The organism is Microbacterium sp. CCNWLW41, assembly GCF_037083505.1.
Map to the genome: position 1 here is coordinate 49390 of NZ_JBAOJP010000002.1, position 22725 is coordinate 72114.

General features: G+C 71.4%; 11 protein-coding genes and 1 pseudogene. 3 read left to right on the top strand and 9 right to left on the bottom strand.

The window, feature by feature from the left end:
• Nucleotides 1-14 precede the first annotated feature (14 nt).
• Nucleotides 15-335: pseudogene (locus tag V6R91_RS08035) on the bottom strand (PIN domain-containing protein); the annotation flags it as partial.
• Nucleotides 336-445: 110 nt separating this feature from the next.
• Nucleotides 446-682 carry a FitA-like ribbon-helix-helix domain-containing protein gene (locus V6R91_RS08040; RefSeq protein ID WP_271062074.1) on the bottom strand — a complete coding sequence of 79 codons (237 nt, stop codon included), beginning with the start codon at nucleotides 680-682 and terminating at the stop codon, nucleotides 446-448.
• Nucleotides 683-937: 255 nt separating this feature from the next.
• Between V6R91_RS08040 and purL the strand changes: the two genes are divergently transcribed.
• Nucleotides 938-3262, top strand: a complete 2325-nt coding sequence (gene purL / locus V6R91_RS08045) for a phosphoribosylformylglycinamidine synthase subunit PurL (RefSeq protein ID WP_336395100.1) — start codon at nucleotides 938-940, stop codon at nucleotides 3260-3262.
• 505 nt (nucleotides 3263-3767) lie between these two features.
• Here the strand turns inward: purL and V6R91_RS08050 are convergent.
• From V6R91_RS08050 to V6R91_RS08075, 6 genes are all read right to left on the bottom strand, one after another.
• On the bottom strand, nucleotides 3768-11693 hold the full coding sequence (locus V6R91_RS08050) for a DUF7927 domain-containing protein (protein ID WP_336395101.1): 7926 nt from the start codon (nucleotides 11691-11693) through the stop codon (nucleotides 3768-3770).
• A gap of 566 nt (nucleotides 11694-12259) precedes the next feature.
• Nucleotides 12260-13945, bottom strand: a complete 1686-nt coding sequence (locus tag V6R91_RS08055) for an ABC transporter ATP-binding protein (RefSeq protein WP_336395102.1) — start codon at nucleotides 13943-13945, stop codon at nucleotides 12260-12262.
• Nucleotides 13942-14739, bottom strand: a complete 798-nt coding sequence (locus V6R91_RS08060) for an ABC transporter permease (RefSeq protein ID WP_067248709.1) — start codon at nucleotides 14737-14739, stop codon at nucleotides 13942-13944. The genes V6R91_RS08055 and V6R91_RS08060 overlap by 4 nt, the downstream gene beginning before the upstream one ends.
• Nucleotides 14736-15761, bottom strand: coding sequence for an ABC transporter permease (locus V6R91_RS08065; protein WP_336395103.1), 1026 nt, complete (start codon nucleotides 15759-15761; stop codon nucleotides 14736-14738). Before V6R91_RS08065 ends, V6R91_RS08060 begins: the two co-directional genes overlap by 4 nt.
• Nucleotides 15762-15786: 25 nt before the next feature.
• Entirely contained in the window at nucleotides 15787-17385 is a 1599-nt protein-coding gene (locus tag V6R91_RS08070) for an ABC transporter substrate-binding protein (RefSeq protein WP_336395104.1), read from the bottom strand.
• A gap of 28 nt (nucleotides 17386-17413) precedes the next feature.
• Entirely contained in the window at nucleotides 17414-18637 is a 1224-nt protein-coding gene (locus V6R91_RS08075) for a metal-dependent hydrolase family protein (protein WP_067248719.1), read from the bottom strand.
• 139 nt (nucleotides 18638-18776) lie between these two features.
• Here V6R91_RS08075 and V6R91_RS08080 point away from each other — a divergent pair, with 139 nt between their 5' ends.
• Together V6R91_RS08080 and V6R91_RS08085 are read left to right on the top strand one after the other, a co-directional pair.
• Complete coding sequence (locus V6R91_RS08080) at nucleotides 18777-19559, top strand: GntR family transcriptional regulator (RefSeq protein ID WP_067248722.1); 783 nt, start codon at nucleotides 18777-18779, stop codon at nucleotides 19557-19559.
• Nucleotides 19560-19772: 213 nt separating this feature from the next.
• Nucleotides 19773-19910, top strand: a complete 138-nt coding sequence (locus V6R91_RS08085) for a hypothetical protein (protein ID WP_219085011.1) — start codon at nucleotides 19773-19775, stop codon at nucleotides 19908-19910.
• Between the two features lie 140 nt (nucleotides 19911-20050).
• On the opposite strand, the gene V6R91_RS08090 is transcribed toward V6R91_RS08085, so the two are convergent.
• Entirely contained in the window at nucleotides 20051-22606 is a 2556-nt protein-coding gene (locus V6R91_RS08090) for a PQQ-binding-like beta-propeller repeat protein (RefSeq protein WP_336395105.1), read from the bottom strand.
• Between the last annotated feature and the right edge of the window lie 119 nt (nucleotides 22607-22725).

The following is a 22725-nucleotide window of genomic DNA, read 5'->3' on the forward strand; positions in this document are numbered from 1 at the left end:
GCCCGGAGGACGAGTCAGTCCGGGGACGACACCGCCGTCCACGGATCCACGACCGTGATCCCCGTCGCCGAGAAGTCCCGCACGTTCCGCGTCGCGAGCGTCGCCCCGGCGGCGGCCACCATGGCGGCGATCTGCGCGTCGGCCAGCCCCATCGGGCGACCTTCGACCTCCCGCGTCGCCCGGATCCGGCCATACGCCACGGCGCTCGCGGTCGCGAACGGAAGAATCCGCCCCTCGAAGTCGTCCGCGATCATCCCCGCCAACTCCTCTTCGAATCGGCCCCGCTTCCACCCCTGGGGCATGCGAGCGATCCCGGCAGCCAGTTCGGCGATGGTGACCGCGGTGGTTCACAGCGTCGCGCGCGGTCGTCCCTCCAGCCATCGCATGACCGCTTCGTCCGGCCGCTCGCGCATCGTCTCGGAGATGACGTTCGTATCAAGGACGATCACGAGAGATCCACAGTCCGGCCCATGTCGGTCCGCGGCGGGATGTCCAATGGCCCCAATCCGCGGAACCGCTCCCTGAGCATCGTGCCGAAGCCGTACTCGTCGCCGTGCCCGCGGACGGCATCGGCGAGGATCTCGCGGACCTCTGCCTCCATGGACCGGCCGGCCTGTGCGGCGCGGACCTTGAGCGCCCGGACCGTCTCGTCGTCGAGACCGCGCACCGTGATGGTCGCCATCGCGCCACCCCCTCGAGCGATTGCTGTCATTGCTGTCATCAGAGTACGACTCCGTTCGGTAGGGCACCAGGTCCCTGCACGATACGGAGCGGCGTGCGGGCGCGGATGGCCGTCGACGCGGGCCGGGGAGAAGATCGCGGCGAGGGCGATCCGTGGAGGACGAGCGCCGTCTCGCGCCGCCCGCGGCGGGGATCGCGCGCGGCACCCCGCCGGTAGACTGGACGGGCCCCGCCTCCCTCTTCTCCAGGAGCCCGCGTGACCACGTCCGAAGCCCCCGTCCACGTCCCCGACTCCGTCGAGAACGCCCGCGCGACCCCCGAGAAGGAGCAGCCGTACGCGGCGCTCGGCCTCAAGGACGACGAGTACGCCCGGATTCGGGAGATCCTGGGCCGCCGCCCCACCTCCGGCGAGCTGGCGATGTACTCCGTGATGTGGTCGGAGCACTGCTCCTACAAGTCGTCGAAGAACTACCTGCGCCGGTTCGGACAGAAGGTGTCCGACGAGATGCGCGAGCGCCTCATGGTGGGCATGGGCCAGAACGCGGGCGTCATCGACGTGGGCGAGGGCTGGGCCGTCACGTTCAAGGCGGAGTCGCACAACCACCCGTCCTTCATCGAGCCCTTCCAGGGGGCGGCGACCGGCGTCGGCGGCATCGTCCGCGACATCATCTCCATGGGGGCCCGCCCCGTGGCCGTCATGGACGCGCTCCGCTTCGGCGCGATCGACCACCCCGACACGGCCCGCGTCGTCCACGGCGTCACCAGCGGGATCAGCTTCTACGGCAACTGCCTGGGCCTTCCGAACATCGGCGGGGAGACGGTCTTCGACGCCGTCTACCAGGCCAACCCGCTCGTCAACGCGCTCGCGGTGGGCGTCCTCCGTCACGAGGACCTGAAGCTCGCGAACGCGACCGGCGTCGGCAACAAGGTCGTCCTGTTCGGCGCCCGCACCGGCGGGGACGGCATCGGCGGCGCCTCGATCCTCGCCTCGGACTCCTTCGACGACGGCGGGCCCACCAAGCGTCCCGCCGTGCAGGTCGGCGACCCGTTCGCCGAGAAGGTGCTCATCGAGTGCTGCCTGGAGCTCTATCGCGACGAGCTCGTCGAGGCGATCCAGGACCTGGGCGCCGCCGGGATCTCCTGCGCCACGAGCGAGCTCGCCGCCAACGGCAACAGCGGCATGCACGTGTCGCTGGACAACGTGCTGCTGCGCGACCCCACGCTCACGGCCGAGGAGATCCTCATGTCGGAGTCGCAGGAGCGCATGATGGCGATCGTCGCGCCGGAGAAGCTCGACGCCTTCCTCGCCGTCACCGGCAAGTGGGACGTCGAGACCTCGGTGCTCGGCGAGGTGACCGGCGACGGGCGCCTCGTGATCGACTGGAAGGGCGAGCGGATCGTGGACGTCGACCCGTCCACCGTCGCCGTCGACGGTCCGGTGTACGACCGCCCCGTCGCCTACCCGACCTGGATCGACGCCCTGCAGGCGGACGCCGCCGAGCTCCTGCCGCGCTCGAACGACCCGGAGGTCCTGCGCGAGCAGTTCCTCGCCCTCGTCGCCTCCCCGAACCTCGCCGACACCCGATGGATCACCAACCAGTACGACTACTACGTGCTCGGCAACACGGCGCTCGCCTTCCCGGACGACGCGGGCATGATCCGGGTGGACGAGGAGTCCGGCCTCGGATTCGCGATCGCCACCGACGCGAACGGCCGCTACTGCCAGCTCGATCCGTACGCCGGCGCGCAGCTCGCGCTCGCCGAGGCGTACCGCAACGTCGCGGTCACCGGTGCGGTGCCGACCGCGATCACCGACTGCCTGAACTTCGGCTCCCCGGAGAACCCGGAGGTCATGTGGCAGTTCGGCCAGACCGTCGACGGGCTCGCGGACGGCTGCTACGAGCTGGGCACGCCCGTCACCGGCGGCAATGTCTCGTTCTACAACCAGACCGGCGACGTCCCCATCCACCCGACTCCGCTGGTCGGCGTGCTGGGCATCATCGACGACGTCTCCCGTCGGATCCCCTCGGGCTGGCAGGACGCGGGCCAGAACATCTACCTGCTCGGCACCACCTCGACCGAGCTGTCCGGCTCCGCCTGGGCGGAGACCGTGCACGACCACCTCGGCGGCACGCCGCCGAAGGTCGACCTCGCCGCCGAGAAGCGCCTCGCGGGTCTGCTGTCCGCCGCGCGCGACGAGTGGCTGGTGTCCAGCGCACACGATCTGTCCGAGGGCGGCCTCGCTCAGGCGCTGGCCGAGGGCGTCATGCGCTTCGGGGTCGGCGCGCGCGTCTGGCTGACCGAGCTCATGGAACGCGACGGGGTGGACGCGGCGACCGCGCTGTTCTCCGAATCGACCGGCCGCGTGATCGTGACCGTGCCGCGCGAGGACGACGTGAAGTTCCGCGGCCTCTGCGAGGGGCGCGGCTACCCGGTGCTCCGCATCGGCGTGACCGACACGGAGCCGACGCTCGAGGTGCAGGACGTGTTCACCGTCTCCTCCGAGGAGCTGCGCCGGGTCTCCCGGTCCACGCTCCCCGCCGCCTTCGGCCCCACCGTCTCGGAGCCCGCCCCGGCCTGACCCGCCCCCTTCGCCGCAGCGTCCGCACCGCCGCGTCTGTTGTCGCGGCGTCCGTTGTCGCGGCGTCCGCCCCGGCCCCGACCCGCCGGAGTGCACCCGCCGGAGTGCACCCGCCGGAGCGCACCCGCCGGACTGCTCCCACCGGAGTGCCCCCGTTCGCACGGAGACCCCCGTACACGCGGAGCACGCCCGCTGGCGCGGAGACCCCCGCCCCACCGGAACACGCCCGTTCGCACGGGGAATTGCTCGGGAGCCCTCCGCACGACCAGGGTTCTTCCGTGCGAACGGCGCCCCTCCTCCAAACCCACGTCAAGACGCAGAATCCGCCGCTCAGGCGAAGCACCACTGCGCTGCCGGGTATCCCCCGTCCCGCCGGGTTTCCCCGGTCGTGCGGAGAAACGAACACCGAGTCTCCGCGCGAACAGGGCACCCCCACGAGAACAGGGCACCTCCGCGACGAACGGCCGGTCCCCCACACGGGGTGACCGGCCGTCCGGCTCGGGCCTCAGACGTCGAGCGACGCTTCTCCGAGGCGACGTCGTCGCGTCACCAGGACGAGACCGCCGAGAAGAGCGAGGAGTCCTGCGGCGATGACTCCCAGGCTGATCTGGACGCCGGTCGCCGGGAGCGATCCGACGGGGATCGTCACGTCGTCGGCGGCGCGGGGCGCGTCCAGGTCCCCCGGCGGTGTCCCCGTCGCCGTTGCCGCGTTGCGGACCTCGCCCCGGGCGACGTCCCCCGCGGTGAGGACGTACGTCGCGGTTCCGGTCGCGGACTCGCCCGGTGCGAGCATCCCCGGAGCCGACGGCGTCGGCCAGGAGTACCGGATCTCGGACAGGCCGGGCAGCTGGTCGGTGATCGTCACGTCGGTCAGCGTCACGGTGCCCGTGTTGGTCACGATGAAGCGGAAGTCGACGATCCCGCCCGCCTCGCCCGTTCCGCGCAGCGCCCCCGACTTCTCAAGCGCGATCGACGTCTCCTGCGCGAGCGGGAGCTCGGCGGTGTCCTCGGCGTCGACCGGGCTCACCGCCGATCCGCCCGGAGGCATCCCGGAGACCGTGGCCGTGTTCGTCACTCCCCCGGCGTCCACGTCGGACTGGGTGAGCACATACTTCGCGGTGGCCGCCGCCTGCTCACCGACCTCCAGCACGCCCGGCGCCGACGGGTCGGGCCACGCGTAGGCGATCTCGCCCAGGCCAGGCATCGGATCCTGCAGCCGCACGTCGGTCAGCCGAGTGCCGCCGGTGTTGCTGATGACGAAGGTGTACGTCACCTCGTCTCCCGCCACCCCGTCGCCGTGCAGGTCGCCCGTCTTCTCCAGGGCGATGCCCGGGATCGGATGCACGGTCCGCTGCTCGCCGCCGTCGAGGACCGCACCGCCCGGTGCCTGCGCCTGCGAGCTCGCGATGTTCTCCAGCTGCCCCGTGGCCTCGTCGCCGACCGTCACGGCGTACGTGACGACGACGCGCTGGCCCGGCGCGAGCGCACCGCTCCACGAGAGCGTCGTGCCCTCGAGGACCGGAGCATCGGCGGCGTTCCCGTCGATCGTCGCCGTCGGCTCACCACTCATCGCCGCACGGGAGAGGACCTCGGACAGGTCGTCCGTGATCGTCACCGGCTCCAGCGGGGCGTCTCCGGTGTTCACCCCGGTGAGGGTGTACGTGACGGTGTCGCCGACCTCAACCGTCGTCTCGCTGACCGGGTTCGCGCTCTTCTCGAACGTGTACGCGGGCGAGAGGACGTCGTGGGTCGTCGAGACCTCGGGCGCGGGAATCGCTTCCGCACCCGGAGGTGTCGCGGACCCGCTCGCGCTGTTGCGGAGCGTCACGCCAGCGGCATCGGCGTCCACCGTCACGGTGTACGTGATCACCACCTGCTCGCCCGGTTGCAGCACGCCGACCCAGGACAGGGTCGTCCCGTCCACGGTCGGCGCCGCAGCGTCCGCGCCCCCGATCGAGGCGGTCGGCTCGCCGGTCATCGCGGCGTGGGCGAGGACACCCGACAAGTCATCGCGGATCTGCACCGGATCCAGCGCGGTCTCGCCGGTGTTCGATCCCGTCAGGGTGTAGACGATCGTCGCGCCCGGGTTCACGGTGGAGCCCGGGGCCGGATCGGACGACTTCGCCAGTGCGAAGCCGGGAACCGGCACGCCGTGCGTGGTCTCCTGCGGTCCCGCCTCCAGCGCCGGTCCGGTCCCCGGCGGCTGAGCCGTCGCGGTCGCCACGTTCCGGAGCGTCACGCCGGCCGCGCCCTCGTCCACGTTCACCGTGTACGTGATCGCGACCGACTCGCCGGGCTGCAGTGCCCCGGTCCAGGACAGGATCGCCCCGTCCACCGTGGGTGCGTCGCCGATCGACGAGACCGGGTCCCCGGTCAGGGTCGCGTTCGACAGCACGCCGGACAGGTCATCCGTCACCTGCACGGGATCGAGCACGGTCGCACCCGTGTTCGTGCCGGTCACGGTGTAGGTGATCGTCTCGCTCGGGTTCACCGTGGAACCGGATGCCGGATCCGCCGTCTTCGACAGGTCGAAGCCCGGCACCGGGACGGGGTGCACCGTCTGCTGCGGATCGCCCGTGAGGGGCGGCGCCGAGCCCGGAGGCTGCGCCGTCGAGCGTGCGCCGTTGCGCAGAGTGGCTCCGGCGGCGTCGTCGTGCACGGTCACCGTGTAGGTGATCGCGACCGACTCACCCGGCTGCAGGACCCCGGACCACGACAGAATCGTCCCGTCGACCGTCGGCGCGTCGCCGATCGACGAGACCGGGTCTCCGGTCAGGGTCGCGTCGTCGAGCACGTCCGACAGGTCGTCGACGATCTCGACCGGATCGAGCGGGGTCTCCCCGGTGTTCGTGCCGGTCAGCGTGTACGTGATCCGTCCGCCAGGATCGACGGCGGTGCCCGAGACGGGATCGGATGTCTTCACGAACGTGTAGCCCGCAGCGGGCACCGAGTGCGTCGTCTCCTGGGGCCCGGGCGTCAGCTCCGGTCCGGTCCCCGGCGGCTGCGCCGTGGCGGTCGCCAGGTTGCGCAGGGTCGCCCCCGCGGCGTCATCGTACACTCGCACCGTGTAGATGACCGTGGCGGTCTGACCGGCATCCAGCGCACCGGACCAGCTCAGGGTGGTGCCGTCGACGACGGGCGGTGCCGCCGGGTCCCCGTCGATCGTCGCCTCGGGCGCTCCGGCCAGCGTGGCCGCACCCAGGACCCCGGACAGGTCATCGGTCACGGTGACGGGATCCAGCCGGGTGTCGCCGGTGTTCTCCGCCGTCAACGTGTAGGTGATCTCGTCCCCCGGCGCCACCACGGAACCAGACACCGGATCCGACGACTTCGCGAACGCGAACGCCGGCACCGGGACCGTGTGTGTGGTCTCCTGCGGGTCGGTGGTGAGGACCGGTGCGGTCCCCGGCGGCTGGGCCGTCGCGGCAGCGCGGTTGCGCAGCGTCGCTCCGGCGGCGTCGTCGTTCACGCGCACCGTGTAGGTGATCACCCCGACGGCGCCGGGCGCCAGCCGCCCGGTCCAGGTCAGCGTCGTGTCGTCCACGACCGGCGGTGCGACCGTCTCGCCGCCGACGGTCGCCGACGGCGTCCCGGACACCGTGGCGCTGTCCAGGGCAGCGGACAGGTCGTCCGTCATCGTCACGGGGTCGAGCGTGGTCTCACCCGTGTTCGTCACGGTGACCGTGTACTCGATCTCCTCGCCCGGGTCGACCGAGGAGCCGGAGGCGGGGTCCGCCGACTTCGCGACCGTGAAGGAGGAGGGCAGCACGCGGTGCTCGGTCGTGACCGGGCCCTGCTCCAGCGGCGCTCCGGTCCCCGGCGGTTGGGCCGATCCTGTCGCGGAGTTGCGCAGGGTGGCAGGACCGGCCACGTCGTCGTTCACGAACACCGAGTAGGTGATGACGACGCTCTTGCCCTGCTCCAGCGGCCCGGTCCAGGTCAGGGTCGTCCCGTCCACGACGGGCGGGGTCACGGCCACGCCGTCGACGGTGGCGACAGGGTCTGCGCCCAGACGCGCGGAGTCCAGCACCGCGGACAGGTCGTCCGTGATCGTCACCGGATCCAGGCGGGTCTCGCCCGTGTTCTCGCCGGTGAGCGTGTACGAGATCTCCGTCCCCGCCGCGACGGTCGCGCCGGAGACCGGCGACGCCTGCTTCCCCAGAGCGAACCCGGGCTCCGGGATGGGGTGGAAGGTCTGGACCTCCGGCGTCTCGATCAGCGGTCCCCCGGGAGGCAGCCCAGTCCCGCTGGCGAGGTTCTCGACGCCGCCGGTCGCATCGTCGCTGAGCGTCACCGTGTAGGTGATCGAGACGATCTGGCCCGGCTGGAGGACCCCTCTCCAGTTCAGTGTCGTTCCGTCCACGGTCGGCGCGTTCGCGGGTTCGCCGTCGATCGTCGCGACCGGATCGATCGTGATCGCGGCCTTGTCCAGCACCTGCGCCATATCGTCGGTCAGCGTCGCCGGATCGAGCACGGTCTCGCCGGTGTTCTCTCCCGTGATCGTGTACGTGATCGTGTCACCCGGGTTGCGCTCCGTGCCGGAGGCCGGGTCGGCGCTCTTGGCGACGTCGTACCCCGGCACGGGGACCACGTGGGTCGTCTCCCGTGGTCCGTCGTCGAGGACGGGGCCCGTGCCGGGCGGGTCCGCCTGCGAGGTCACGACATTGTGCAACCGCGCCCCGGCGGCGTTCTCGTCGACCACGACGGAGTAGGTCAGCACCAACACCTGACCCGGCTGCAGCGTCCCAGTCCAGGACAAGATCGTGCCGTCGAGGACGGGGGCGGCGGCCGGTTCGCCGTCGACGGTCGCGGACGGCGCCCCCTGGACCGCCGCGTCGTCCAGCACGTCCGCCAGGTCGTCCGTGACCGCGACGTCCAGCGGCGTCTCACCCGTGTTCGTCCCGGTCACCGCGTAGGTGATGCTCTCGCCCGGATCGACGGAGGCCCCCGACGCCGGATCCGATCCCTTCGCCAGGCTGAAGCCGGGCCGCGGCACGTCGTGCCTGGTCTCCTGAGGAGCGGCATCGATCCGCGGCGCGGATCCAGGGGGCTGGGCGGTTGCGGTCGCGTGGTTCACGAAGCTCGCGCCGGCCGCATCGTCGTCCACGCGCACGGTGTACTCGATCACCACCTGCTGACCCGCCGCCAAAGTCCCCGTCCAGGTCAGCGCCGTGCCGTCGAGGGTCGGATCGGCCGCGTCCTGACCGTCGATCCGCGCCGTCGGGCCCTGGGTGAGCGTCGTGGCCGCGAGAACCTGAGCCAGGTCGTCGGCGATCATCACCGGATCCAGCGTCGCATCGCCGGTGTTCTCCCCGACGAGACGGTACGTGATCTCGTCCCCGGGGTTCACCGCGGTGCCCGACTCCGGGTCCGAGGACTTCGCGAACGTGAAGCCCGCTGCGGGCACGGGGTGCACGGTCGTCTGCTCCGGCGCCTCGATCGGCGGGGCGGTGCCGGGCGGGAAGGCCGTGGCCGTGGCGCCGTTCCTCAACTCGACGCCGGCCGCGTCGTCGTTGACGCGCACGGTGTACGTGATCACGAGGGTCTGCCCCGGGGACAGGTCGCCCTCCCAGCCGAGGTGGTCTCCGTCCACCACCGGAGCGCCCGCGGGCTCGTCGTCGATGGTCGCGGTCGGCGCGCCGACCAGGGCCGCGTGGGCCTGCACGTCGGACAGGTCGTCATCGACCGTCGAGTAGTAGGTGGTCTCTCCGGTGTTCCGCCCCGTCAGGGTGTAGGTGATCTCAGAGCCCGGGGCCACCGTGGTTCCGCTGGCCGGGTCCGACGACTTCGTGAACGTGAACCCGGACGCCGGGATCCGGGTCTCCACGGTCGCGTCGTCCCTGATCGGGTCGGACCCCGGCGGCTGAGCCGTGCCCGCCGCCGTGTTGCGCAGGACCTCGCCCTCCGCATCGTCGTGGATGACGACGGCGTAGGTGATCACGACGTCCTGCCCCGGCTGGAGCGCGCCGGTCCATGTGAGCGTCGTGCCGCTGAGCACCGGATCGTTCACCGGGACGCCGCCGATCGTGGCCTGGATGCTGCCCTCCTCCAGCGTGGCGTTGTCGAACACGTCCGAGAGGTCGTCCGTGATCGTCACGGGGTCGAGCACCGTGCCTCCGGTGTTGGACCCCGTGAGCGTGTAGACGAGGCGGTCGCCGGGCTTGGCCTGGGCGGCGGAGAACGCGGCGAAGAGATCGCCCGAAGTGCCGTTCTCGATCCTGTTGTCCTTCGTCAGCTCGAAGCCTGGCGTCGGGATCGGGTGGGTCGTCCCCGCCTGCGGCGGGTGGATCTCGGCCCCGCCCGGCGCCGTGCCCATGCCATCGGCGGTGTTGCGGACCGTGTTGCCCTCAGTCCCGGCGTTCACCCGCACGGTGTACATGATCGTGACGGCCTGGTCCGCCTGAAGGACGCCGTTCCAGGTGAGAGTGTCACCGGAAAGGACCGGCGCGGCGGCGGGCTGCCCGCCGATCGTGGCCGTCGGCGCGACGGTGATCGTCGCGTTGGCGAGCACGTCCGTGAGATCGTCGGTCACCTCCACCGGGTCGAGCACGGTCGCGCCGGTGTTCGTCCCGGTGATCGTGTAGGTGATGTCCTGACCGGGGCTCACGGCCTGACCGCTCGCGGGGTCCGAGGCCTTGTGAATGTCGAAGCCCGGCGTCGGCACGTCGTGAGTCGTGGAGACGGGAGGGGGAACGATCTCGGGGTCGTTCGGCGGGACGGCCCGGGCCGAGGCGCTGTTGGTCAGGGTGTTGCCCGCTGCGTCGTCCGCGACCGTCACGGTGTACGTGATGGTGACGACCTGGTCTGGCTGCAGCACGCCGGTCCATGTCAGTGCGGTTCCATCCAGGGAGGGCGCGGTGGCCGGCTGGCCGTCGACGGTCGCTGTGGGTCCCGTCGTCATCGTGGCCCGGTCGAGCACCCGGGCGAGGTCGTCGGTGATCTCGACCGGGTCCAGCACCGTGTCGCCGGTGTTGGAACCGGTGATCGTGTACGTGATCGTCCGACCGGGATCCACGTCGGTGCCCGATGCCGGGTCGGAGGTCTTGGCCAGGTCGAAGCCGGGAGCGGGTCGGACGAGACCGGCGTCGCGATCCAGGTCCTGCGGGTTCACCGAGCTCAGCGTGGCCGATGAGGTGACCCCGGTGGCGGGATCCGCGGCGGAGGACACGTCGGGGTTCCCGGCGGCCTGCGTGGTGTAGCTCCACCCCGCGGGCAGGTTCGAGAAGGCGACGCGGTACGTGCCGTACGGCAGCTGCTCGAACCGGTAGGCACCCGATCCGTCGGTCGTGGTCGTGATCGAGGTGCCGTTCGCATCGGTCACCGGGTTCCCGTCTCCGTCCAGGAGCGCGACGACGATGTCGGGGACGCCCTCCTCGCCGGGGTCCTGGAGGCCGTTGCGATCGGCGTCGAGCCAGACCCGGTCGCCGAGGACGCCGAGCTGCGCCATGCGCACGGAGACGTAGCTCAGATCCGACTGGCTGGAGTCCCTCGGGACCGTGCCTCGGATCGCGGGGAGTCGGATCGCCTCATCCCAGACCGTGTTGAGACCGTTGACGCCGTCGGCGAAGGCGTTGCCGAGGTTGCGGGTGTAGTACTGACCGGTGTTGTACTGGGCGCGCGGCCACGTGCTGAACGGGGACACGATCCCGTCGATCTCGAACTGGACCTGCTGGAACGTGCCGCGGAGCTGGAGCGTGCCGCATCCGGCGAACTCCATGTTCGGCGACTCCTCGGTCGTTCCCTGACGCCACTTGTCCCGCGCGTTGCAGGTGCCGGAGCTGTTGACGCCGTTCACCCGCATGCGATCGCGCTCGACGTTGAGGTTCGTGGCGTTCGAGCCCTGCGCGAGGGCCATCGAGACGCCGGGCGTCATCAGACGCCACACCTGCGAGTTGAACGATCCCTTCACGTAGCCGTCGGTGTGGTAATACCCGGCCCACCCCCCGATTCCGCTGACGTCGATCACGGGGTCGGTCACGGGAGCATCGAAGTCGAACGTGAGCGTGCCGATCTCGCAGGCCCCCTCGAAGTTCTGGTGACCGGCACTCCCGAGGGGGCCGCCACAGGACGACGCGTTGGTGAGGAGCCCGAAACCGGGGAGGTTGCGCGGCGTGGGATTGCCCGCGAACATCCCCGAGGCGGCCGAGAAGATGCCCTGATCGCTCACGCCCTCGATGTAGTTGGTGCCCCGCACCTGGTCCCCGGCCGCGGTCATGGTCGCGGTGACGCCCACGCTGCCGGTGCGCAAGGGAAGGGAGGAGGTGGCGCGATCCGTCGCGCGGGACCGTTGACCGGGCTGTGTGTTGGTCGTCGCCTGGGAGCCGGCGTTCACGAGCGTCCAGGCGTCGTTGAACACGTAGCCGTTCTCCTCGGCGGCCAGGGCGGCCGGTGCCGTCGCCACGCCTCCGACCACCAGACCGGCGGTGGCCATGAGTCCCGCCGCGAATCCCGCGAGAGACTTCCTCCATCGACGCGTCATGCACAGACCCCCATCTGGCGTGCTGTCGGGACCCCCTGCCCCGTCATCCACGAATTCTTGCGGCACACCAAAGAGACATCTGGCATGCAGCTTTCTCAGCCTGTCACACAGGAGACGCTCAGACAAGCGGCCCGGAGCGCACGGTCGCGTCAGAGCCGGTGGTCGCCCCGTTCGCCGTTCCCTCGGCGCTGCCCGTACGTGCGGAGAGCCGCGCCCGTGCGGAGAGAAGCCCGGGATCGCCCCGTACGAAGCAGGATCTCCCCCGGAGCGCGGCGGCTCCGGCTGAGCCGCCGCCCGTTGTCGAGTGGTCAGTTTCTGTGGGTTCAGCGCCGCTCAACCCACAGAAACTGACCACTCAACTGACGGAGCCGGCACCACCCATCCGCGCGGAGAAGCTACGCCCGCGCGGAGAGAGAACCGGAATCGCTCCGCACGAAGCGAGATCTCCGTGAGCGCGGCGACGACCGAGGGGCGAGGCGCGGGGGCGAGGCGCGGCGGCGAGGCGCGGCGGATCGAGGCTAGGCGGGGGCGTGGGAGCCGGGGATCGCGGCGATGAGCTCGCGGGTGTAGTCGTGGGCGGGGGCGCCGAGCACCTGCGCCGCCGCGCCGGACTCGACCACCCGGCCCTTCTGCATCACGACGATCTCGTCGGAGATCTGCCGGACCACTCCGAGGTCGTGCGAGATGAACAGGTAACTGAGGCCGAACTCGGCCTGCAGGTCCACGAGCAGCTGCAGGATCTGCTCCTGCACCGAGACGTCGAGCGCCGAGACGGGCTCGTCGAGGATCATCAGCTCCGGGCCGATCGCGAGCGCCCGCGCGATCGCCACGCGCTGCCGCTGCCCGCCGGACAGCTCCGCCGGACGACGCGCGGCGAGCGCGGGATCCAGCCGCACGCGCTCCAGCAGCTCCCGGACGAGGGCCCGCTGCGAGCCGCGGTCGCCGACCCGGAACGCCCGCAGCGGCTCGGCGACGATCCGCTCCACCGACATACGCGGATCCAGGGATCCGAACGGGTTCTGGTACACGACCTGCATCCGGCGTCGGAGCTGTCGCAGAGCCTCGCCCCGGATGCCCGTGATGTCCTCGCCGTCCAGCAGGATCGTCCCGGCATCGGGCACGACGAGCCGCGCCGCGATCCGGGCGCTGGTGGTCTTGCCCGATCCGGATTCGCCGACGATCGACAGGGTCCGCCCCCGCGGGACGACGAAGGAGACGTCGTCGGCGGCGAGGAAGGACCCGCCGCGGACGCCGTAGGTCTTGTGCAGGCCGCGCACCTCGAGGATCCCCGCGGTCGCGCTCCCCGCGGACGCATCGGGATCGCCCGCGGGGTCAGCCGTGGGCACGCGCTCGCGGAACGACGCGAAGAGCGCCCCGTCCGCACGGCCGCCCGCCCGCGGGGTCAGCCGGCCCTCGCGCAGCCCCGGCGCTGCGGCGACGAGAGCGCGCGTGTACTCGTGCGTCGGGGAGCCCAGCACGTCGGCGGTCGCGCCGCGCTCCACGATCTCGCCGCGGAACATGACGATGATCTCGTCGGCGCGGTCGGCGGCGACGGCCAGGTCGTGCGTGATCAGCACCACCGCTGTCCCGTGGTCCTGCACGAGCGCGTCGAGCTGGTCCAGGACGTGACGCTGAACGGTCACGTCGAGCGCGCTGGTCGGCTCGTCGGCGATCACGAGCTGCGGCCCGCACGCCCAGGCGATCCCGATGAGGGCCCGCTGCCGGAGCCCCCCGGACAGCTCGTGCGGGTACTGCGTCGCCCGCAGCGCCGGGTCGGGGATCCCTACCTCGTCGAGGATCTCCACCGCCCGTGCGGCCGCCGCGGCGCGGGGCATCCGCCGGTGGATCCGCAGCGACTCGGCGATCTGCTCGCCCACCCGCATCAACGGGTTGAGCGAGGAGCCGGGATCCTGCGGGACGAATCCGATCTGCGCGCCGCGCATCCTCCGCAGGGCCCGCTCGGGGAGGCGGACGAGGTCGTGCCCGGCGAAGCGGACGGCGCCGCCGGTGATCCTCCCGTTGTCCGGCAGGCGGCGGATGAGCGCCTGCGAGACGGTGGACTTCCCGGAGCCGGACTCGCCGACGAGGGCGACGACCTTCCCCGCCTCGACCGTGAAGGAGACGCCGTGCACGACCTCGGCCCAGCGGCCCCGCGTGCGGTACTCGACGCGAAGGTCGTCGACGCTCAGCAGCGGTGCGCTCATCGTTCGTCTCCGATTGCTCGTGCGATCCGGTTCACGGCCAGCACCACCGCGAGGATCACCAGACCCGGGATGATGCTCAGCCAGGGCTGGGTGGCGATGAAGTCGCGACCGGTCGAGGACAGGGCGCCCCACTCCGGCGCGGGCGGCGGCGCGCCGAAGCCCAGGAAGGTGAGCGCCGAGACGCCCAGGATCGCGGTGCCCAGCTCCAGCGCGGCGACGGCGATCACGGGACGCGCCGCGTTGGGCAGCACGTGCTGGAACACGACGGCGGGAAGCCTCGCGCCGAGGGTCCTCGCGGCCTCGACGTACTCCTCGTTGCGGACGCGGAGCACCTGGGCGCGCATCACGCGCGCGAAGCTTCCGGCGGCTCCCAGCCCAACGCCGAGCCCGATCGAGACCGGGCCGAAGCCGAGGGTCGCCACGACGATGAGGGCCAGGAGGATCCCCGGGATCGCGACGAGGACGTCCACGACCCGCATGACCGCGAAGTCGACCACGCCGCCGAGGAAGCCGGAGGCGAGTCCGACGAGTCCCCCGACCACCACGCCCACCGCGACCGCGAGCGCCGCGGACACGATCGACAGCGCCGCGCCGTGCACCACGCGCGAGTAGAGGTCGCGGCCGAGGTTGTCGGTGCCGAAGAGGTGCTCGGCGCTCGGCGGCAGCAGCCGCTCCTTGGGCACGGACAGGTACGGGTCGTGCGTCGCGAGCAGCGAGGGCGCGGCGATCGCGACCGCCACGACGAGCAGGACGAGAACGCTCAGCAGGAAGCCGGGCTGGCGGAGGAGCCTCATGCCGCCGCCTCCGCCGGGGCGGCCGGTCTGGCGGCGCCGCGCCCTCGGCCGGAACGCCGCGTCCGCGGGTCGATCACCCCGTACGCCAGGTCGACGACCAGGTTCGCCGTCGCGTAGACCGCGGCGATGAGCAGCACGATCCCCTGGATCACCGTGATGTCTCTGGCCAGCACCGCGTTCACGGTCATCCGGCCGATCCCGTCACGGGAGAACACCGTCTCCACGACCGCCGTCCCCGCCGCGAGATACCCGATCGTGAGCCCGAGCATGGTGATCGACGGGAGCAGCGCGTTGCGCAGCAGATGGGCCGTGAAGATCCGGCGCGGCGGGACGCCCTTCGCGACCGCGGTGAACACGTGCTGTCCCGCCTGCGCCTCGATGACGGCCGCGGAGAACACCTGGAACAGGATCGCGCCCACGGGCAGAGCGAGCGTGATGGCCGGCAGGATCGCGCTGCCCGCCTGCCGGGTGCCGGAGGAGGGGAGCCATCCCAGGCCGAACGAGAACACGCTGATGAGCAGGAGCCCGGTCAGGAAGGCCGGGATCGCGACGCCGAACGGCGGGATCTGCAGCAGGACGTTGCGCAGCCACCGCGTCGGGGCGAGGAAGGCGAGGAACGTGACGAGCACGGCGAGCACGATCGCGATGACCAGCGCCAGGACCGCGATCTCCACCGAGTGCGGCAGGGTCCGGGCGATCATCGTCGCGACCGGCTGCCCGGTCGCGAGCGAGATCCCCAGATCGCCCTGGAGGAGCATTCCGAGCCGGTGCCAGTACTGCTCCCACGGCGTCCCGGCGAGGCCGTAGCGCTCGCGCAGCCGCTCCAGGGTCTCCGGGTCGACGACCGTGTCGCCGCCGCTCTTGCTCGCCAGCGCGGCGAGCACGGGGTCCCCGGGCAGGAAGGTGATGAGGAGGAACACGACCGTGTACGTCGCCAGCACGACGAAGACGAACTGAGCCACCCTGGGGAGGATGTAGCCCACGATGCGCCGGCCACGGCCGGGTGGGATCGTCCCTGTCATCGTCCTTCCCTCCTGCCAGGGGCGGTCAGCGCTCGACCGTCGCGTCGTACAGGACGATCCGCGAGGAGGAGTCGAAGGCGACGCCGGTGACGCCCTTCTGCGCCGCGTGCACCTGCGCGACCTGCAGCAGCGGCACGAGGTACGCCTGGTCGAGGATCCGCGTCTGCGCCTGTCCGAGCAGGTCCGCGCGGGCCGCAGGGTCGGAGGTCTCGGCCTGCGTCGCGAGCTCGGCGTCGAGCTCCGGGTCGGCGACGACGGCCCAGCGGGCGGCGGAATCCGCGGAGAACATGACGCGCAGCACGTCCGGATCGGTCCGGGTCAGGCCCGCCCCGAGGAAGTCGTAGTCCCGCGACGAGACCGCGCCGAAGAAGTCGCCGGAGGTGACCATGGCGATCTGCAGATCGATCCCGGCCTTGGCGAGCTGGGCCTGTGCGGCCTCCAGCACGTCCTGGCCGTAGAACGCGGTGACGGTCATGCGCAGGGGCGTGCCGCCCTTCTCCCGGACCCCGTCGGCTCCGGCCTTCCAGCCGGCGTCGTCGAGGAGCTTCTTCGCCGCGTCCAGGTCCGTCTTCAGCGCGTCGGCCTGGTCGAGGAACGACGGCGTCGCGCTGCTGAGCACCCCGGTGGCCGGGTCGACGTGGCCGGATCCGGTGAGCTCGGAGATCTCCGCGCGGTCGGTCGCCAGGATCATCGCCCGGCGCACAGCCGGGTCGGACACGACGGGGCGCTCGGTGTTGGGGACCAGGGAGTGGGGGACGCCCGGATTGGCCCGCGCGAAGATCTGGAACTCCTCGGTGCCGAAGCGCGCCTCGTCGGCGGCGGGGAGGTCGAGGATCATGTCGAACTCGCCGGTCTGGAGGCCGCCGGTGCGCACGCCGGGCTCCGGCGTGACGGCGAACGTGACGGTCTTGACCGCGGCGTCACCCTCGTGCTCGCGCAGCTCCGAGGCCCAGCCGTAGCCCTCCCGCGCCGTGAGCACCACGGAGTCGTTCGACGTGTAGGTGTCGAGCACGAACGGACCGGATCCCACGGGCGACTGACAGCGCTCCTCGGCGCTGAGCGCGGCCGACGCGTCCGAAAGCAGGCCGAGGGTGATCGTGCTCGCGCCCTGCAGGAACTGCGCGTTCGGCTCCGCGAACGTGACGCGCACGGTGGCGTCGTCGACGATCTCGGTGCCCTGGTAGCCGGCCAGGTACTGGGAGGCGAGCGCCGCGGTGGTGCCGAGCGCGGCGAGGGCGTCGAAGTTCGCCTTGACCGTCTCCGGGGTGAGCGCGGAGCCGTCGCTGAAGGTGACGTCGTCGCGGAGGGTGAACGTGAACGCGGTGAGCGTGTCGTCCGCCTCGTAGGACTCGGCCAGCCACGGCACGATCTCGCCGGTCTCGGGGTCCTGGTCCACGAGCGAGTCGACGAGCTGCCGGCCGATGTTGAGCGCGGTCGTGAGCGTCACCTGCTGCGGATCCAGGCAGACCGGATCATCCTGCACGGCGATGTACAGCTCGTCCGAGGCCGAGCCGCCTCCGCCGCCTCCTCCGGCGGCGCACCCCGCGAGGAGTCCGGCGCCGACGACGGTGGCGCCGAGGGCCGCGGCCCAGCGCGAGGCGGTGAGTCTTCCTGAAGTGTTCACGTTTGTCCCTCTCGGAGTCGGGCGGGGCTCAGGCCGCGCCGGTCTGGACGCTGGTCGGAAGGGCGCCGTGCACGAGGCGGCCCCGTGACACGACGGCGACGATGTTCTCGACGCGGAGGTCCTCGATGTCCTCCCACGGCCGGCCGCGGAGCACGACGAGGTCGGCGGCGCGCCCGGGGGCGAGCGAGCCGATCCGGTCCCCCATGCGGACCACGTCGGCGGCGTCGGAGGTCGCCGAGACGAGGGCGCGTTCGGCCGTCCAGCCGAACATCCGCGCCATCAGGCGCACCTCCTCCATCTGGTCGCCGAACTGCACGAACACGCCGTTCGCATCCGTGCCGAGGACGAAGCGGATCCCCGCGCGTCCCGCGTCGCCGAACAGCGAGTCGCGGTAGGCGACGACGTCCTTGGCCTTCGCCTGCGCCTCCTCGCCCACGTTCACGCGGCCGTCGGCGATGGCGTCGTTGATGAGCAGGGTGGGGGCGATGGAGACGTTCCGCTCGATGAGACGATCCCACTGGTCCCGCTCCAGCCCCGTGCCGTGCTCGATCGAGTCCGCGCCGACGGCGAGGGCGATCTCGTTGCCCTCGGCGGAGTGGCTGTGCGCCGCGACCGGCATCCCCAGGGCGTGCGCCTCGTCGATCGTCGTCCGGATCTCGTCGAGGGTCTGGTTGCGCCAGCCCACCTTGTCGCCCATCGAGAGCACGCCGCCGCTCGTGAAGATCTTGATGCCGTCCGCGCCGAGGCGGGCGTACTCGCGGACGAGCTTGCGGCACTCGTCCGGGCTGTCGGCGACCCGGCCGCGGTGCGGGTAGTGCGGAGGGATGAAGAGGTCGCCGTGGCCGGCCGTCATCCCCACGGCTCCGTGGACGAGGATCCGCGGCCCCGGCTGGATCCCCTCGTCGAACGCCCGCTTCACGGCGAGCTGCCGCTCGTCCCCGGACAGGTCCCGCAGCGTGGTGACGCCGCCGCGCGCCGCCTTCTGCGCGTTGTGGGCGATGTGGAAGACCTGCTCCTCCCACGGCGTGATGAGGGGCCAGGACGACCAGTCCGCGTGACCGGTCCCGGAGTAGGCGCCCAGGTGCACGTGCGTGTCGATGAGTCCCGGGATGACGCACAGGTCGTCGTGCGCGGGCTCGTCGTCCGCGACCGTCTCGATGCGGTCGCCCGACCACTCGATGCGGCTGGCTCCGCGGAAGGCGACGCCGTCCCAGAGCGGGACGCCGCGGATGGACTCCTGAGTCGATGGCACTGCTCACTCCTCTGTGCGGGTGGCCCGACGCTAGCAGATTCCGTGAAACTTGTTGAGAGGTTCTGCTTGATTCGCCGGAACTTGTTGACTTGTTGTGACGAACACCGCCATCTAGGCTGTCCGAGCGGGGAAGGACGGCATGACCAAAGGCGCGATCGGTTCCTGGAGCGAGCGGAAGCCGCGCGCTCCCCTCAACGACGACGAGCGCATCCTCAGCGGCGTGCTCCGACACGTGCGGGAGTCCGCCGAGGCGGATGCGCCCCTGCCGGGCGAGCACCGGCTCGCGGAGCTGCTGGGGTGCACCCGGCAGCAGATCCGGCACGCGCTGACCCAGCTGGAGAGCCAGGGGATCGTGATCCGCCGTCAGGGGGCGTCGACGATGGTCGATCCGCTCGCCCTGCGGCTCAGCGCCCGGTTCGACGCACGCGTCGAGTACGGAGACGTGCTCGCACGGATGGGATACACGCCGTCCGTCGAGGTCATCTCCGCGTCGTTCGAGCCCATGCCCGAGGACATCGCGCCGCTGCTGACCCCGGACGTCGAGCCCGTCACCGCGCGCATCGTGCTGCGCTGGTTCGCGGACGAGCGACCCGCGATGATCGGCACGTACACGGTCCCCTTCCCCGCCGGCACGGAGCGGCCGTTCATCGATCCGACCCGCTCGGTGTTCGAGATCGCCAACGATCTATGGTCCGAGGCGATCGCCTGGGAGGTCGTGACCGCGGGCGTCACCGCGCTCTCGGAGGAGCAGGCCCCGCTGCTGGAGCAGCCCGTCGGCGGTGTGGCGAAGATGTGGCAGATCGTGGGGGTGACCCTCAGCGGCAAGCGGATCTATCACGCGCACGAGGTGCACCACCCCGACCTCGTGACCTATTCGTTCGTCCGCACGGTCAAGGAGCCCTGGAACGTCACCTGGCGCTGACCCCCTCCCTCACCCCACCCCGCCCCTTCTCGTCGAGTGGTCAGCTTTTGTGGGTTGAGCGCCCCTGAACCCACAAAAACTGACCACTCGACGGGGGCGGGGGATGTGCATCGGGAGCGGGGATCACGTACGCTCGCGCTAGCGGATCCCGGGACGGACGGCGCGACCGTCGAGCCCCGGGAACGCACGGCGGAGGACGAGGACGGGAGCCCGGTGAGCGACATCGACGAGGAGTACGGCGACTTCGGCGAGCGCCGCAACCGCCGGATCCGGGTCGTCGCCTGGGTGACGATCGTGTCCCTCATCCTCGTCGGCGGCGGCGCCACCACCCTCGCGGTCCTCTTCGGCTGACGCGCTCGACCCGGGCCGTCGCCCGCGTCAGAGCTCAGAACGAAGGCGCGATGGCGAGACCCAGCGCCGCCCCGGGGATCGTCATCGAGTCCTCTCCTCCCTCGCGGCGGGGCGACGCGTCGCTGCCCCCGCCGAGGCCGTCACGGGACGACCACCAGTTTCACCGCCGGCGACGAGCCGGCCGGGGTGACCACGACGACGTCGGCACGTCCCGGCCGCACGTCCTCGGGCACCCGCACGGACGCCCGGAGGCTGCCGTCCTCGGAGACGGTGGCCTCGCCGAGGGCGAGGTCCCCGCGACGCAGCTGCAGGGACACGGTGTCCCCGGGCGTGAATCCTGCGCCCGTCACCTCCACGATGGAGCCGCGGCGCGCCTGGCTGCGGTCCACCGAGATCGTCGGCGGGTGCTGCGCCGATGCCGGCGCCGCGTACGCTCCGGTGGCGGAGGCGTTCCAGGCGGAGTCCTTCGCCCGGTACTCCAGGGTCGCCCCATACGGGACGACGGCGCGCGCGGGCGAGGCGCTCGTCCGCCACTCGCCGCCGTCGATGCGGAACTGGACCACCGGATCGGGGTCGACGGCGTCGGCGGCCGAGACGAGGACGACCACGCCGTCCGGCGACTGCTCTCCCGCCACGAGAGCGGGCTCGGGGGCGACGACGTCGTCGGGCAGGTCGTAGGAGACGAGCCGGGTGTGCTCGGCGATCACGTAGAGGTCGCCCGCGGTGTCCTGTGTGAGCTCCAGCACCTCGTCGACGCCGTCGTCGCGCCCGCTGCCCGTGCCCAGCAGGACCGTGGTCTCCTCCGTGACCGGGTCGAGGACGAGCAGGCGGTTGGCCAGCGACGCGAAGAGGCGGCCGTGGTCGAAGAGGATCCGGTCGTTGTCGCCGAAGCGGTCGATCGCCGCCTCGTCGTCGATCGGGATCGTCCGCGTCACCGTCCGCGTCTCCGGGTCGACCTCGATGATCCGGCGCCCGTCGACGGTCGCCCAGATCATCCCGTCCTCGGCGACGGCCACACCGGCGACATAGGTCGCGTCGGGCACGGGGATGCTCCATCGCGTCGTCGCCGTCGCCGGATCCCAGGCGAACAGCACCGGTTCCGCGGCCACCGGGTCGATGCCGTAGCCGCCGTGGATCGAGGTGCCGCCGTACACGATCCCGTCGTGCAGGGCGATCGACGACGGCGTCTGGTCGGGGACGACGCCTCGATGAACCGAGAAGGTCGCGTCCTCGGGCCGCCAGAGGGTCAGCGCTCCCCCGTGCTCACCCGGCTTCGGGACGGAGGCGACGACGACGGTGTCCTGGTCCAGCTGGACGAAGCCCTGCGGGCGGCTCTGTCCCTCGCCGAGCTCGAGCGGCGCCGCCGGGTTGGTCCCGTACGCCCAGGAGCGGCTCGGATCGTAGACGTACAGGGATCCCTGCGGGTAGCGACCGAAGACCACCTTGCCGTTGAACGTCCCGTACCCCTCGACCTGACTCGTCCCCGCGAGCAGCGTGGTCTCGCCGGTCGTCGAGTCGTAGCGCCCCATCCCCGGAGGGCTGAGGAAGGCGCCGGAGTAGACGCCGCCGCGGTCGTCGTGGCCGAGGCTGATCAGCGGCGCGGCTGCCCCGAGCAGCGGAGGCGAGAGGTAGTAGCCCTTTCCTCCCGTGACGCTGAAGCCGTACGTCCGGCCCCCGTTCCAATAGGTCATCACCAGGAGCGGATCCGCGGAGGTGATGGGCAACCAGGCCCAGGACTCGGGTGTCGCGTTGGGGCGCGCGTTGATCGGCGCGATCGCGCCGGTGACGAGGTCGTAGCTGTGGATCTGTCCGTTGATCCGGGCGTAGACGAGGTCGGGGTCGTGCGGGTCGACCGGCGACACGCGGTTGTCCGCGCCGGTGATGGCGTCCACCCACTCGCCGCGGGCGAGGTCGCGCACGTGGATGGTGGTGCCGGTGCTGACGAACATCAGATCCCGGCGGACGTCCAGCGCGCTGATGGCGGTCTCGTGGTGACCGTCCGGCATGGCGATCTCCGTGTACGCACCGCTGACGCGGTCGAACGCCGCCAGCCGCCCGTTCGGCTGCGTGCCGACGTAGACCGTGTCCCCGACGGCGGCGATGGAGTCCACGTATTGCTCGCCCGGCAGAGCCTGTCCGTGATCCGCGAGCGCGTTCGTGACCGGGTCGAACGAGTACAGCTTCCCGGAGGGGTACGCGCCGACCCACACGGTGCCGTCCTGCCCAACGTCCATTCCCCACGCCAGCTCGCCCGAGGGCAGCGCCGTCAGATGTTCGACGGCGTCGCCGCCCGGTCGGTAGCGGTAGAGGTGACCGACGTCCGAGGTCCCGATGTAGACCGCGCCGTCGACCGGGGACTGGGCGATCGCGCGCTGGCTGCTCGCGCCCTCGTCGATCCGGGTCTGCAGCAGGGGCCGGCCGGAGCGGAGGTCGATCACCGACACCTCCGCGGTCACGTTCGGATTCCCCGACACGACGTAGACGCCGATCGGCGTCCCGTCCGGCGCCGTGGTCGTCAGCGAGGCGAGCACCTGGGACTTCTGCACCTGCTCGCCGAGGTCGGTCACCGGATCGCCGGGAGCCGACGCCTCCGCGGTGTGGGGGGTGAGGGCGAGCGCCGGCGCAGCGGCTCCCGCCGTGGCGAGGGCGACGAGGAACGCGCCCGCCGCGATGAGGCGTGGTCGATGAGGATGCATGCCGTCTCCCTTGACGTCACAGATTCATATTTGCACATCGGATTTGCTGAATGAACGGGCGATCCCACAGCATTGCCGCTCGATGCTGACCCTATTAACACATGAAGATGTGGAAATGG